Raw genomic sequence first — 13,849 nt, forward strand, 5'->3', positions numbered from 1 at the left:
TTAGCATTGGTGCGAACCCCAAGCGCACATGTTTTTCCCGGGAGATTCGCACCCCTTGATATGCCTGGGTTTTCGGCTTTTTATCATGAAATTCCTCCTGTTTTGAAGTATAATAAAATGAGATTCGCACTAAAGCGCTTGCAAACCCTTGCTGCATAAGGGCTCTATTGCCGTGCTGTCGCATCCCATGTGGATGCGTGGATTGAAACCAAGCTCCAAACGGTCATGTTCGGAGATGTTAAGTCGCATCCCATGTGGATGCGTGGATTGAAACCTCGAATAGGACGACCGCGTCCGCGCTGCGCGCCTGTCGCATCCCATGTGGATGCGTGGATTGAAACGATGACCATCGGGAAGCTGAGACGCTTGATCACCCCGGTCGCATCCCATGTGGATGCGTGGATTGAAACATTGGACGGCGGACGCCGAACTATAAGGGAGGGGTGTCGCATCCCATGTGGATGCGTGGATTGAAACTACCCCGCTAGTAATAATAAACGGCGCCAAACTCCCGGTCGCATCCCATGTGGATGCGTGGATTGAAACAGGAGAATTGACGAAAAACTTCACTTTCCTATGGGTCGCATCCCATGTGGATGCGTGGATTGAAACCGCGACCGCCTTTTTGGCGCTCATCCAGGTTTCGTCGCATCCCATGTGGATGCGTGGATTGAAACATATTTGGGCATCCTCCGCCCCTCCTCTCCTAAAGTCGCATCCCATGTGGATGCGTGGATTGAAACGCTGCCGGGAAAGCATCTGAAACCGTAACGCCGGGGGTCGCATCCCATGTGGATGCGTGGATTGAAACTCAATTTGCAAAACGCTACCCAGCGCGTCGAGAGTCGCATCCCATGTGGATGCGTGGATTGAAACTCTTCCGCGACTGTTTATTATGGTTGGAATACGGGTCGCATCCCATGTGGATGCGTGGATTGAAACGAAAATGTGCGTGTAGGAAAGACGTACTTTACCCGTCGCATCCATGTGGATGCGTGGATTGAAACGACTCTAAGGGATCGGCCGATCGAAAACCAAGGGATAGTCGCATCCCATGTGGATGCGTGGATTGAAACCATTGCATCCTTGCCCTGGATGGAGCTGTTTGCCAGTCGCATCCCATACGGATGCGTGGATTGGGCGGAAGAGTCCTTTGTTGGCCTGGTCTCCGAAAATTCACCCGGACGGAACGGACAACGCGCAGCGGAACTCGCTGGGTGAGACGCCGACTGTTTTTTTGAATACCCGGCTGAAATAATTCGGGTCCCGGTAGCCGACCCGGAGGCTGATGTCCTTCAAAATCTGCTTCGGATCGGCCAGCAGTTCCTTCGCCTTCTCGATGCGCAGCCCGGTCAAATAGTCGATAAACGTCACGCCACAGCTTTCATGGAACAGTTTGCTGAAATAATGCGGATTCAGGCCAACGAATTCCGCCGTCTCTTCGAGCGACAGCTCCCGGTCGAAGCGTTCGGCCAGATACGCTTTAGCTCTTTCGATGCTGCCCCTGTGCTCGTCCGCGTACCATTCGCGCAGCCGCTCGGTCAGCATCCGCAGTTGACTGGCGGCATGACGGCGCAGCTCGTGCTCGTCTCGCAAGGCCGGCAACGCGTTCGGCCAGCGCGCCTCCAGGCCGTGCTCCCTCAGCAGCCGCACCGGCTCGGCAAACAGCTTTTGCAGATCGTATTTGACCCGCTCCAGATCGTACCGCGTCATCGACAGAAGTTCGTCCATATACCGCTCGAACGCCGCCGCCGCTTCCTCCGCGTCGCCTCGGCGCACGGCGCGCAGCAGCTGCTCCTCGCTCTCCCGCGGATAAGGGTAGACGTCGTCGGGCAAGACCGGCATATCCTCGAAAAAACCGTACCCCGAAGCATGCGGCACCTGCGACGCCGCGAGCGCCTCGTAATAGGATTGGACGAGTTCCCGGTCGGCCGCCCCTGCCCGCCCGATGCCGACGGCCAGCTTCCGGTCCGGGAGTTCGCGTTCGCCAAGCAGCAAAAAGGCCCGAACCGAACGGACCAGGCGAGACCGCATCGAAAGCCCGCCGCCGGCTCCGTCCGGAACGGTCTCGTCCGGAAACGCCAGCACCGGTACGTGCAGCCCGGTCATCGGTCCGACCAGGCTGCGAATTTGCCGCTTGATCCGGCTGCGGATCCACTCGTACGCGCGGCGCCGGTCCGCCTCCGTCCAGCCGGCGCCGTTTCCGGCGACCGATACGACGATCGCCGCGCCCTCCCGCGCGTCCGTAATCCCGGCCAGGCGCCGCCAGTGTCCGGGCTCTCCGACCGGCATCCGGTCCGCAAGCAGGGCGGCGACGTGCTCCGCCTCCAGCACCGCGTCCGCCTGTTCCGCCTGACGCCTGAGTTCGCCGATCCGGTTTCGTTCCCGCTGCTCCGAATCGATATCGGACACGACGCTGCGAACGGCGTTCACAATGTGCTCTTTTTTGCAAGGCTTGACGAGATATTCCCGAACCCCGTATTTCATGACGCGGCGGGCATACTCGAACTCGTCGAAGGCGGACACCATAATGAACTTCACCGCGGGCAACCGCTCATGCAACAGGCTTACCGCCTCGATTCCGTCGCACCCCGGCATTTTGATATCCATCGTCATCAAATCCGGCTGCAGCTCCATCGCCAATTCGACGGCCAGCCGGCCGTTTTCCGCCTCGCCTACGACGCTCACTTCCGGCACGTAGCGCTCGATCATCATCCGCAGCGCCCGGCGTTCGATTTCCTCATCGTCCACGATCATCATTTTAAGCATAAGCCGCAAGCCCCCTTTCTCCCGCGACCGGCAGCTTCAGCCGGACTGTCGTCCCCTTGCCGCGTTCCGTTTCAATCTCCATGACGTCTTCGCATTGATAATACAGCTCCAGCCGGCGCAGCACATTGCGGAGTCCGATGCCGCCGGCCTCCCCGGCGGACGGCTCGAATTCGGCCGGATCGCCGCGCCGGTCCAGCAGCGCGCGGACCTCCTCCTCGTCCATGCCGACGCCGTTGTCGCGGATCTCCACGATAATTTTTCCGTCCCGCCCGTACACGGCCAGCGTCAGTTCGGCTCCCCGCTCGTACGACTCGATGCCGTGCGCGAACGCGTTTTCCACCAGCGGCTGAATCGTCAGCGACGGGACGATCGTCTCCAGGCACGACTCGTCGATTCGCTCCGAGAACGCGATTCGGCTGCCGAATCTCATTTTCTGAATAAAAAAATACTCCCGTACGATCGCGATTTCCTCGCGCAACACGACGTCGCGGTGAAGCTTTTTCAGGTTGTACCGGAGCAGCGCGGAGATAGAGCCGACGAGATCGCTCGTCTTTTCCGCCCCTTCCACATACGCCATCTTGGACACCATATTCAGCGTGTTGAACAAAAAATGGGGATTGATCTGGTTTTGCAGGCTTTTCAGCTCCATTTTTTTGACGAGGGCGTCCAGCTCCGATTTTTGCTTGATTTCGCGTACGAGCCGCCGGATGTTGGCGCACATGCCGTTGAACGTTTCCGCAAGAAAACGCAGCTCGTCCCGGCTTCTCACCGTCACGTCGCCCACGTCGAAGTTGCCTCTGGAAATTTGCCTGGCCGCCGCCGTCAACTGCCGGATCGGGTCGGTAATCCCTTCGGAAAACCAGAACGCGAAAAGGCTGCACAAAATCGCCGCGGCCGCGAAAGCGTACAGCGCCATTTGGCGGTAGTTTTCGTTTTTCAGGTTCATGCTGGCGTAAAAGCTTTGGTAATTGGACAACTCCTCGTTGATCAGCTTCAGCGTGGATTCCTGGATAAACGCGGCAATGCGCGAGGTTTGCGTCAAATGCTCGTAATATCCCTCCAGATCGGACGAGGAGATGCTCGCGATCGTCAAATCCCCTTGCTCCAGAAAACTCTCGATCATATTGCGGTAATTGCTCACCAGCATGTAGTTGTTCCCGTTCTCGATTTCGGTTCCCAGCAGCCCGTTCAACCGCTTCAGTTCCCGAACCTGTTTGTCGTAATCGGCCAGCAGCGCGGCGACCTCGTCCGAATCGAGCACGAACGTCTGGATCAGGCCGTTCACTTCGCTTGTTTTCCGATTGATTTCGTTCAGCAGAAAAAAACGGTTCAAAATCCGGTCGTACTGCTCGATGGATCGGCTATTGTTCTGAAAAAGCAGGAAGGCGAGCGCGCTGATCAGCAGAATGAGAAAGGTGAAAAAGACGATCAGCTTCGTTTTCAGATGGATCATCTTAGCCTAACCTCCTCCGTCCTCCGGCAAATCGGATTTGCGCAGCACCCGGGCATCCGTGTTGTATACGGTAACGATTCGGTTTCCTTTCAAATAGTCGAGCATCAGCTCGACCCCGACCGTCCCCATCTGGTACGGCTGCTGAACGACGGTTGCGTCGATAACGCCCTTGTCGACGAGCTCGATCGTTTCCGGCAAATCGTCGAAGCCGATAATACGCGGCTTGCGGAGCGGTTCGGCGTCGTTTTTTTTGGCGTCCTCCAGCATTTGCGCGATGCCGAGCGCATCGAGCGCGCTCGTGCCGAAAAACGTATCCAGCTTGGGGTGCTCGTTCATCATCGCATAGGCCACGGCGGCCGATTGGATGCGGCTGATGTTGGAGTCCTGCATGTCGAGAATCCGGATATTCGACTCGCGCTTCACCGCGTCCATAAACCCGCGGACTCTTTCCTTCAGGTTCGCCGCCTTCAGGCTGCCGGTGACGATGCCGACGTTCGCCTCGCCGCGAGACAACTCGATCAGCGCCTTGCCGGCCTGAAAGCCCGCCGCGTAATTGTCCGTGCCGACATACGCGATGCGGTTGCTGCCCGGAGAATCCGAGTCGATCGTAATGACGGGGATGCCCATCTCGATCGCCTTGTCGATCGCCGGAGCGAATTCCTCGTCGTTCAGTCCCTGCGTCAAAATGCCGTCGATCTTGGAGGCGACCGCCATCTCGATCAGCTTGATCTGCTCGGTCATGTTCGCCTGCACGGGTCCGACATACTCCAGCGTCGTGCCGTGCTTCTCGGCGGCGCTCCGGGCGCCCCGCTCGACTTGCCGCCAGTACGGGTTGTCGAGCTCCTGGGAGATCAGGATCAAATGCGGGTTCTCGTCGCGCTCGCCTAGGGGAGCGGCCATGGCGGACTCATTTTGAAGCGCTTTCATGAAATGAAAAAGCGAGATCGTCACCGTCGCAGCCAGAAGCGCCAGCATGATCAGGTAAAAAGGGCGGAACAGAATCTTGAACAACCGACTCCCTCCCTTGCGCCTAAAATGATCGCTTTCCGTGTTCCCATTATAGCTCAGTGCCTTGAAGGAAAACAGCCTCCGGGCGGCGTTCCGTTTGCCGCCGCGGCCTTTTTTTGACTCCTTATCCCTTCACCGATCCGGCCAGCAATCCACGAATAAAATAACGCCCGAGCAAAACGTAGACGAGAAGCGTCGGCAGCGCCGCCAACACCGCCCCGGCCATCTGGATGTTCCAGTGCACGACCTGGCTTCCGGACAAATTTTGCAGCGCGACCATGATCGGCTGCTGGCTCTGCGTCGTCAGCGTTACCGCGAACAAAAACTCGTTCCAGATGTTCGTGAACTGCCAGATCCCCACCACAACGAAGCCGGTAATCGAGAGCGGCAGCACGATGTAGCGGTAAATGCCGAAAAATCCGGTGCCGTCGATTTTGGCGGATTCGAGAATTTCATTCGGAATGCCGACATAAAAGTTGCGGAAAATGAGCGTCGTAATCGGCAGGCCGTACACGACATGAACGAGCACAAGCCCGGGAATCGAATTGTACAGCCGGATTTCCTGCATGAACCGGATAAGCGGGATGAGAACGCTCTGATACGGGATGAACATGCCGAACAGGATCAGCGTAAACAGCGTTTCCGAGCCTTTGAACCGCCATTTGGCGAACACGTAGCCGTTCAGCGAGCCGAACAGCGCCGACAGCAGCGTGGCCGGAACGACCAGCAGCAGGCTGTTCCACAGGTTCGGGGCAAGCCGGGAATAAGCTTCTCTGAAGCCGGAAAAATCGAGCCGTTCGGGCAGCTTCCACATCTGGTCCAGCGTGATCGCGCCGAGCGATTTGAAGCTGGTTGCAAGCACGACGTATACGGGCACGAGGAACAGCGCCGCCAGCACGGCCAACAGCATGTAGACGGAAAAACGCGAAAGCTTCGATCGGGCCATCGGCTAGTTCCCCCTTCGACTGGAAATCAGATACGGAACGATCAGCAGCGAGACGAACAGCAGGAGCAGCACCGCAATCGCCGAGCCGTATCCGTAGTGGTTGCCGCGAAATGTCGTTTCAAACATGTACACCCCGGGCATATCCGTCACGAACATCGCGCCCGGGCCGGTCATCGCGTAGATCAGGTCGAAAATTTTCAGCGAAATGTGCCCCAAAATGATGATCGCGCTCAGCAGCACCGGACGGATCAGCGGCAGCGTAATGACAGCAAAAATCCGGCTCTCCGAAGCTCCGTCCACGCGCGCCGCCTCGTAAATCTCCTCGTCGATCGCCCGCAGCCCGGCCAGAATCATCGCCATCGTGTAGCCGGACATTTGCCAGACGGCGGCGACGGCAACCGCGATCAGCGCGACGGGCAGGCCGAATTCGATCTGGCCGAGCTTGATCGAGGGCACGATCTGCGTGCTGACGTACCATTTCGGCACCTGCTCGATGCCGAGATTTTTCAGCAGCAGGTTGACGCCGGACGTCGGATTCAGCAGCCATTGCCAGATGACGCCGGTGACGACGAACGAAACCGCCATCGGAAAAATGAAAATATTGCGGAACAGTCCCTCCGCCCGAATTCGCTGGTTAACCAGCAGCGCGAGCAGCAGGCCGATTGCCAGACACGCGATGATAAACAGCACCGTGAACATCACCGTATTGCGCAAATCGGACTGGAACCGGAAGTCCCGGAACAAAAAACGGAAATTGTCCAAGCCCGCAAAGGACAGATCGGTCACGAGACTGTTCCAGTTGCTCATCGAAACATATCCCGTCCATCCGATGAAACCGTATACAAAAATCGCAATCGCCGCCAGCGACGGCAACAGCATCAGAAAGGCCCGCAGCGAATCCGAATTTCTTTTGCGGGGAAGCGCGCTCGCTCGGTTTGACATGGCTCTTTCTCTCCTTCTGGGCGTATGTGTATGTGACGGTTGGTCTGCCGCCTCCTCGCCTTCATTATAAAATCGCGCGCCGCGGCGAAGGACTGGATTATGTTGCGGTGATCTGGATATTTCTCTGTAAAAAAGCCTCCCGCGTTCGCGGGAGGCATGGCCGTGCCGGGATAGCGTCACTCCATCTCCGATTCGATATGGTCGAGGACGCGCTTCAGGATGACCGCCGCCTCCGCCCGGCTCGTCATCGCCTTCGGATCGAACCGGCCGTCGGAGCGCCCTTGGACAATGTCTGCCGCCTCAAGCGCATGAACCGCTTCTATCGCGTAGGCGGCGATTCGGCCGTCATCCGAGAATCCGCCTGCTCCGGCTTCCGGCAGCGCGACGTTTACGGCCTTAAGCGCGCGATAAATCATAACGCCAAGGTCCTGCCTGGCAATCGCGAGTTCCGGGCCAAATCGGTTGCCGCCTATTCCTTGAACGACCCCGTTGGAGGCCGCGATATCGACAACCGACTTGAACCAGGCGTTCGGCTTGACGTCGTCGAAGGCAAGCGGGTCGCCGCGTAAGCCGAGGCCGAGTCCGCGCACGAGCACAGCCGCGAACTCCGCGCGCGTAACCGCTCCGGCCGGATCGATCCGCCCGTCCCCTTTGCCTTGCAGGATCCCCCTGTCCGCCAGCATGGCCATCGCTTTGAGCGCCCAGGCGGGGACGTCATCCGCGTCGGAGAACCGGGCGCTCAGCCATTCCCTGGCCTGCTGTTCGGTCCAGCCGCTTTCGCCTTGTTCCGGCGGTTCCGGAGACGGTTCCGGGCTTGGCGCCGGACTCGGGACCGGAGTCCCGGGGACCGGAATGCCCGGGGTCGCCTCGCTGATCCACTTCGCCGCAAGCACGAGATGGTCCGTCACCGGGGCGGAAAAATCGAACCCTTGACCCCCGTTCATCCATCCGCCGAACGAGTACCCTTCCCGTTCCGGCGCCTCGAGAGGGGTAACCGTCGAGCCTTTGTTTACAATCTTGGTGACTTTGGCGTTCTCCTTGTCGCCTTCCGATTTCTTGTACCCAAAGTCGAATTTGACCTTCATCCGGTTCTCGATCCGATACGGGCTTGCCAAGTTCGTTCCCTTGTTGTTCGGGAGCGTCATCGGTTCGGCGTTTTCGGCCACGTAAGGAACAAAGCCCGGATTCACCGTTTCGTCGACTTTGCCGACGCTTCCGTTTTTCCACGTGAGGCCGAATCCGAAGTCGTACGCATTTCCCTCGCTGTCCGTATAGCTGGCCATATCGCGGGGCACGTCTTCGTACTGGCGTTCTACTTCGTCCATATTTTTCGGCAGCTGCATCGGGAGCATGGCCGTAGGATAAACGGCTGCCTGCGGGCCTCCTTGCTTGCCGTAGCGAGTCGAGCCCGTCAGCATGTCGAGGACGGCCGACTTCTGCGCGCCGAAGTTGACGAGGATCGCATCCGCATTCGGTTCGATTTCCTCCATCACTATCGGATTCGACATATTGACGGACACGACGACGGGCTTGCCGCTCGCCTTCGCGCTGGCGATTTGCTCGTTGATCGCCGCGGCCGCCGGCGCGATGTCGGTCGTCTTTCCCTTGTAGGAGCGGTTTTCCATGCCGACTACCGGCGAGCCGGCGTTGCCGGGCTGTTCTCTGAGCGGATTGCCCGCGATGCTGGTCGCGCGCGCGTTCGCCGCCGTATACGCCTTGAAGTCGAGATTGATCGGCGTGTAGGCGTTGACGCGTTCATCCGCGTTTCGGGCCCCCCCGCCCGCCGTAACCGAGTTCATGAAGACGATCGCAACATCCGCACTGCCGGCGGAGGCGGTATCCGTGATGACGTTCGACTCGCCGAAGTAAGCTTTCAGCAGCGTTACCGTATTGGCGTCCGCGCCGGGCGCGTACACTTTGCGGTCCTTCGAAAGAGGCAGCAACCCATTTTTATCCTTTAGCAGCACCATGGACTCCAATTGCGCCTTATAGCCCGCTTCCATGAACTCGTCTTTGCCGACCGTTTTCTTGCTTTCTTCCGGGTCGAGATAAGGATCTTCGAACAATCCCGTTCGGAAAATGTTCATGAGCAGACGATAAGCGGAAACTTCAAGCTGTTTGAGCAGCTTCGCCTGATCCTCGCCCGACGCGTTGTTATATGCCGTTACGATCGGAGCGATGGTGTTGAGGCCGCCGAACTGATCCACGCCGGCATCCAGCAGAAGACGCGCTCTTTGGGCCATCTCGTCCATGGAAAAGCCCGAAAGGCCGTAGTGGTCGTCCACTCCCCATACCATCCCCGGGAGGTCGCGGTCGAAACCGCCGCCGGGCGCCGTTTTCGGTCCGACAACGTTCCAGTCCGTCGTGATGACGCCTTCGAATCGATACGCGTCACGCAGCACGCCGTTCAGCATATAATCGCTGTATGCATTGCCCACGTTCAGCTTCGCGCCCGGAAGGTTGGCACCGTTCGGTTCGCTGCCGGGCGTCTGCATGTAAGAAATCGTATAGTAGGGCATCACGGCCGTCGCCATGCCGGTGCCGTCCTCCAGACTTAACGAACCGTCGACAAAAGGAATCAGATGCGCTTCGAAGTTGTCGCCCGGATACACGGCATATTTTCCGTATTCATAGTGCGCGTCCCGGCCGCCCTCGCCGGAGCCGCCGCCCGGCCAATGCTTGATCATCGCGTTGACGCTGTGCTTGCCCCAGCCGCCCTCCGCCGGCGTGTCGGACGTCCCGTCCTTGTACGTCGTTTGGAATCCGTCCACATACGCTTTGGCCATCGCCGAGGCGAGCTTCGGATCTTCGCCGAACGTTCCGTTGAACCGGCTCCATCTGGGGTCCGTCGCGATATCGATTTGCGGCGAAAGCGCCGTGGAAATGCCGAGCGCCCGATATTCGATCGAAGCGATTTTGCCGAATTGCTTCATCGTGTTCGGGTTAAATGTCGCCGCGAGGCCGAGCGAAGTCGGCCAAGCGGATACACCCGCGTTTTCCACGTAAAATTCGACGCCGGACGTCGTGTTGGCCGCATGCCGCGGATCCGAGGAGTTGTTGGCCGGTATGCCGAACGACGTTCCTTCCGCGAACGCCTGGACGTTGTTGTTCCATTTGGCGTTGATTTCCGGCGATGCGCTTCTTGTCACAAGAATGTGCCGCACATGGTCCTCTTTCAAATACTTCGCCTGCGCTTCCGCCGGAATCGGAGAATTTACCGCATAGTGCGCGCTGTACAGCATCAGGCCGGCGATTTGCGGCACGCCGTCATATACGGCGGCCATGATCGACGAGAGGTTCGAAGCGCGTTCTTCCGCCGGTCTGCGCCAATCCTCGTACGGATCGAGCGCGCCGTTTTTATTCAAGTCCTTGAATACGGGAAACGACTTGTCGTAAGCGGCAATCTCCTCCGGGGAAAGCGCCCGGCCCGATTCGTCGATCAGCCTGACTCCCGACGAAGGGGCATAGCCGAGAACGACCTCCTTCTCGCCGTCCGCGGTCGAGATTTTGGCATATTCGGCTTGCCAGATCGCATACAAGGTCGTATTTTCGCCGAACCGGCTTTCCGCCGTCGCCGCCGTATCCGCAAGCTCCGGATTTTTGACCTTGTACCAGCCCTCAAGCGAATAGCCCTCTCTTTCCGCCTCCGGAATGTAAGGAAGAATGCCTTCCGTCGACGCAACCTTTGCGGGCTCCGGCGCTCCTTCGTAATTGTAGTCGAACGTGACGACGATGTCCGAAGCGTTCGTTCCGGCCGGCGCCCCCTCTTCCGCGCTGGCGCGAATGCCGCCGCTCCCTACCCCCAGCGTCATGCACAAAGCGAGGGTTAAGCCGACGGTCTTGCGGAGTTGCGTTCCCAGTCGCATTCGATACCCTCCATTTTCTTTTCGTTTTCGGGAAACTCGTTTGAATCCGCTTTCATTTGATTTCGTAAGGCTGGATGAGCCGGGGGGACTCATCCATCGGAGCTATTAGTTCAATTCGGCGCTTGCCGCTTGCTTAAAGCCTTGAACCGCCTGATTGACGTCTCCGTTCGTGACGAAAATGTTGATGACCTGGTTCGCCTGTGTCAGGAAGCCTTCCGATGCCGCGGAACCGTGCGCCAGGCTCGGCGTCAGCGCGGCGGACTTGAAGTCCTCCATCGTCTCCTTGCCGTAGACGTCATACTTGGAAACGTCGGCGTCCGTGCGCGCCGGAATCGAGCCTTTGAGCGGATTAAACGCGTCCTGGCCTTCGACCGAGCCGAGCACCTTCAGGAAAGCCTTGACCGAATCCGGGTCCGAAATGCCCTTCGGCAGTCCGAACGTGTCCGTGATGACCATGAACATGCCTTCCGTTCCCGGCGTCGGGGCGTAACCGAAATCGACGTTCGCCTCCAGCTGCAAATCGCCGGAAAAATACCCCTTCGCCCAGTCCCCCATTACGTTCATCGCCGCTTCGCCGTTGGCGACGAGCTGCGAGGCGTCCTGCCAGTTGCGGGCCGCATGATCCTCGTTGACGTAGCCCATCATTTTTTTGAACGTTTCCAGAGCTTCCGTCACTTTGGCATCTTCGAACGACAGCTCCCCGGTCCAAAGTTGGCGATAGCCGTCCGCGCCGAGCGTACCGAGCAGCACCGTTTCGAACAAATGCGTGGCCGCCCACGGCTCCTTGTCGCCGAGCGCCAGCGGGGTGACGCCTTTCGCCTTCAACGCCTCGGCGACCTCGAAAAACTCGTCGAACGTCGTCGGGGCCTTCAAGCCGTTCTCATCGAACACCTTCTTGTTGTACCAGAGAACGTTGCCGCGGTGTATATTGACGGGAACGGACCAAATGCTGCCGTCGCTGCTGACCATGTCGATCAAATCCTGTGGAAATTTGTCCGTCCAGCCTTCCGCCTCGTACAGGTCATTGATCGGCTCCATTTTGCCCGCGGCGACCCAGCCCGCGTTCAGTTCCGCGCCTCCGTGCACCTGGAACGTTCCGGGCGGGTCCCCGCCCTGCATGCGGCTGGCGAGCACCGCCTTGGCGTTCGTTCCCGCTCCGCCCGCAACAGCCGCGTTGATCACCTCGATATCCGGCTCCTTCTCTTTAAACAGTTGAATGAGCGCCTTCAGTCCGGCCTCCTCCCCCGCCCCCGTCCACCAGCTGAAAATCTCGACCTGCTTGTTCCCGGCGGGCGGCGCGGACGAAGCCTCCTGCGAAGAGGCCGGCGGCGAACTCGCGCTCTCGCTCGGACTTGCGCCGGCTTGACCGTTTGAATTCCCGCCTCCGCAGGCCGACAGCGCCAATGACCCGATCAACGTCAGTGAGAGCATCCATCCACGAAACCTGTTCACGCCAACACATCCCTTTTCATTTTTTATTTGATGCGCAAACCGAACCAAGAGCATAAACCTGCCGTCAAGCAAAAATGACGCAGCCGGTTCCGGTTCCTTTCGGTCGTCAGCCGATTGCCATGCAAACGGCATGAACCGGCGGCGCGACCGGCTTATCTTTGGTGCAACGCGCCTGCTGCCCGAACGTAAAAACCTGTTCGCCCCCCTCCCTTTCCTTGCTTTATTGAAGACAATCCCATTATAGGTTGCGAAATGTAAGCGCTGTACTGGATTATTTTCAGATGATCTGGACATTGTTTCGCTTTTTATACGATCTAATCGGTAACTTCCGTGTCCCGACGCAAATATCCCCCCGATAAGTCGTCGGAGGGATCCGCCTGAAACTTTTTTGGATCTTAACCGGCAGACTCTTGCCCGTAACGGCAAGGAAATGAAGATCCGGCGTCGAATTAGAACGTAATTCATCCGTCTCATTCTCGCTGTGCCGGGCGACCTGTAACTTTTGGCACCTTCATGATCGGCGAACGGCGGAACGACGGAGCAAGGAGATGCGCTCATGGCAGCTACCGAAAAAACGTTAAAAACCTGCGAAAAAGGCCATGCCTACTATAAAAGCAGCGATTGTCCCACCTGCCCCGTCTGCGAGCAGGAACGCAAACCCGAGTCCGGATTTCTCTCCCTTCTTTCCTCGCCTGCAAGACGGGCTTTGGAGCACGAGGGGATCGTTTCGCTGAAGCAACTGGCGAATTACAGCGAGAAGGAGATTTTGAAGCTTCACGGCATGGGCCCGGCTTCCTTGCCCAAGCTTCGAGCCGCTCTAGGCGAACACGGGTTATCGTTCAAAAACTGAGGAACGCCCAATCCCGCTGTCGCAAGTTAAGCTCATCAAAATCCAAGTGTTTCGACATCATCGGACGGTAAGACTATTTCAACTAACAAAAATGGAGAGCCATTACCACTGGCAGGCCATGATCCGAACGAGCCGCCAAACCGTCGAATTAGTCGCTCATGTATCACCCTAACCTCGGTGCGAACCCCAAGCGCACATGATTTTCCTGGGAGAATCGCACCAAAGCGCTTGCAAACCCTTGCTGCACAAGGGCTCTGTTGCAAGGCTGTCGCATCCCCTACGGGATGCGTGGATTGAAACGTCCAAACGATAAGCCTCTGATCACTCCACAACCAATCATTATTCATAAGGTCTTTCGTAAGCCGGCAGCCAGGGCTGACTTCCGTAACTCTATCTTTCCCCGGATGGCATGCGGTGAGCAGCCAGTCTTCCTTAAAAGTCCGGTGATTTAGGTCAGTTGTAACCGTCTCTTCGGCATAAAAAAAGAGGAAAACAACCCAACCAGCGCCGAAATGAGCAGGTCCGACACTGCCTCCATCATCACGGATTTCGGTTTTGGACAT

Annotated in this window: 9 protein-coding genes and 1 CRISPR repeat array; of the genes, 1 reads left to right on the top strand and 8 read right to left on the bottom strand. The window is 58.1% G+C overall.

Annotated elements, in window-relative coordinates:
- Positions 1 to 177 precede the first annotated feature (177 nt).
- A CRISPR array of direct repeats spans positions 178 to 943; the repeat unit is 32 nt; unit sequence GTCGCATCCCATGTGGATGCGTGGATTGAAAC.
- A 233-nt stretch (positions 944 to 1,176) separates the two neighbouring features.
- The 7 genes from B7E11_RS14025 to B7E11_RS14055 all read right to left on the bottom strand — a co-directional run bounded on the left by B7E11_RS14025 (position 1,177) and on the right by B7E11_RS14055 (position 12,436).
- Entirely contained in the window at positions 1,177 to 2,769 is a 1,593-nt protein-coding gene (locus tag B7E11_RS14025; protein ID WP_080835376.1) for a response regulator, read from the bottom strand.
- Positions 2,762 to 4,222: a sensor histidine kinase gene (locus tag B7E11_RS14030; RefSeq protein WP_080835379.1), complete on the bottom strand. Its 1,461-nt coding sequence runs from the start codon at positions 4,220 to 4,222 to the stop codon at positions 2,762 to 2,764. The genes B7E11_RS14025 and B7E11_RS14030 overlap by 8 nt, the downstream gene beginning before the upstream one ends.
- 6 nt (positions 4,223 to 4,228) lie before the next feature.
- Complete coding sequence (locus tag B7E11_RS14035) at positions 4,229 to 5,233, bottom strand: sugar-binding protein (RefSeq protein WP_245809717.1); 1,005 nt, start codon at positions 5,231 to 5,233, stop codon at positions 4,229 to 4,231.
- 121 nt (positions 5,234 to 5,354) lie between these two features.
- Positions 5,355 to 6,176 (bottom strand): carbohydrate ABC transporter permease, encoded by an 822-nt coding sequence (locus B7E11_RS14040; protein ID WP_080835381.1) that lies wholly within the window; start codon positions 6,174 to 6,176, stop codon positions 5,355 to 5,357.
- A gap of 3 nt (positions 6,177 to 6,179) precedes the next feature.
- Positions 6,180 to 7,118 (bottom strand): carbohydrate ABC transporter permease, encoded by a 939-nt coding sequence (locus B7E11_RS14045; protein ID WP_080835384.1) that lies wholly within the window; start codon positions 7,116 to 7,118, stop codon positions 6,180 to 6,182.
- 176 nt (positions 7,119 to 7,294) lie between these two features.
- On the bottom strand, positions 7,295 to 10,984 hold the full coding sequence (locus B7E11_RS14050) for an S-layer homology domain-containing protein (RefSeq protein ID WP_176220736.1): 3,690 nt from the start codon (positions 10,982 to 10,984) through the stop codon (positions 7,295 to 7,297).
- Positions 10,985 to 11,089: 105 nt separating this feature from the next.
- Positions 11,090 to 12,436, bottom strand: coding sequence for an ABC transporter substrate-binding protein (locus tag B7E11_RS14055; protein WP_425430066.1), 1,347 nt, complete (start codon positions 12,434 to 12,436; stop codon positions 11,090 to 11,092).
- 556 nt (positions 12,437 to 12,992) lie between these two features.
- Between B7E11_RS14055 and B7E11_RS14060 the strand changes: the two genes are divergently transcribed.
- The gene (locus B7E11_RS14060; protein ID WP_080835393.1) at positions 12,993 to 13,286 is read left to right on the top strand and encodes an RNA polymerase alpha subunit C-terminal domain-containing protein; all 294 of its coding nucleotides are present in this window, start codon (positions 12,993 to 12,995) and stop codon (positions 13,284 to 13,286) included.
- 35 nt (positions 13,287 to 13,321) lie between these two features.
- On the opposite strand, the gene B7E11_RS29985 is transcribed toward B7E11_RS14060, so the two are convergent.
- Positions 13,322 to 13,849, bottom strand: a 528-nt coding sequence (locus B7E11_RS29985) for a hypothetical protein (RefSeq protein ID WP_213084140.1), incomplete at its 5' end; no start/stop codon positions are given.

It is taken from the genome of Cohnella massiliensis, assembly GCF_900169535.1.
Classification (GTDB): domain Bacteria; phylum Bacillota; class Bacilli; order Paenibacillales; family Paenibacillaceae; genus Cohnella; species Cohnella algarum.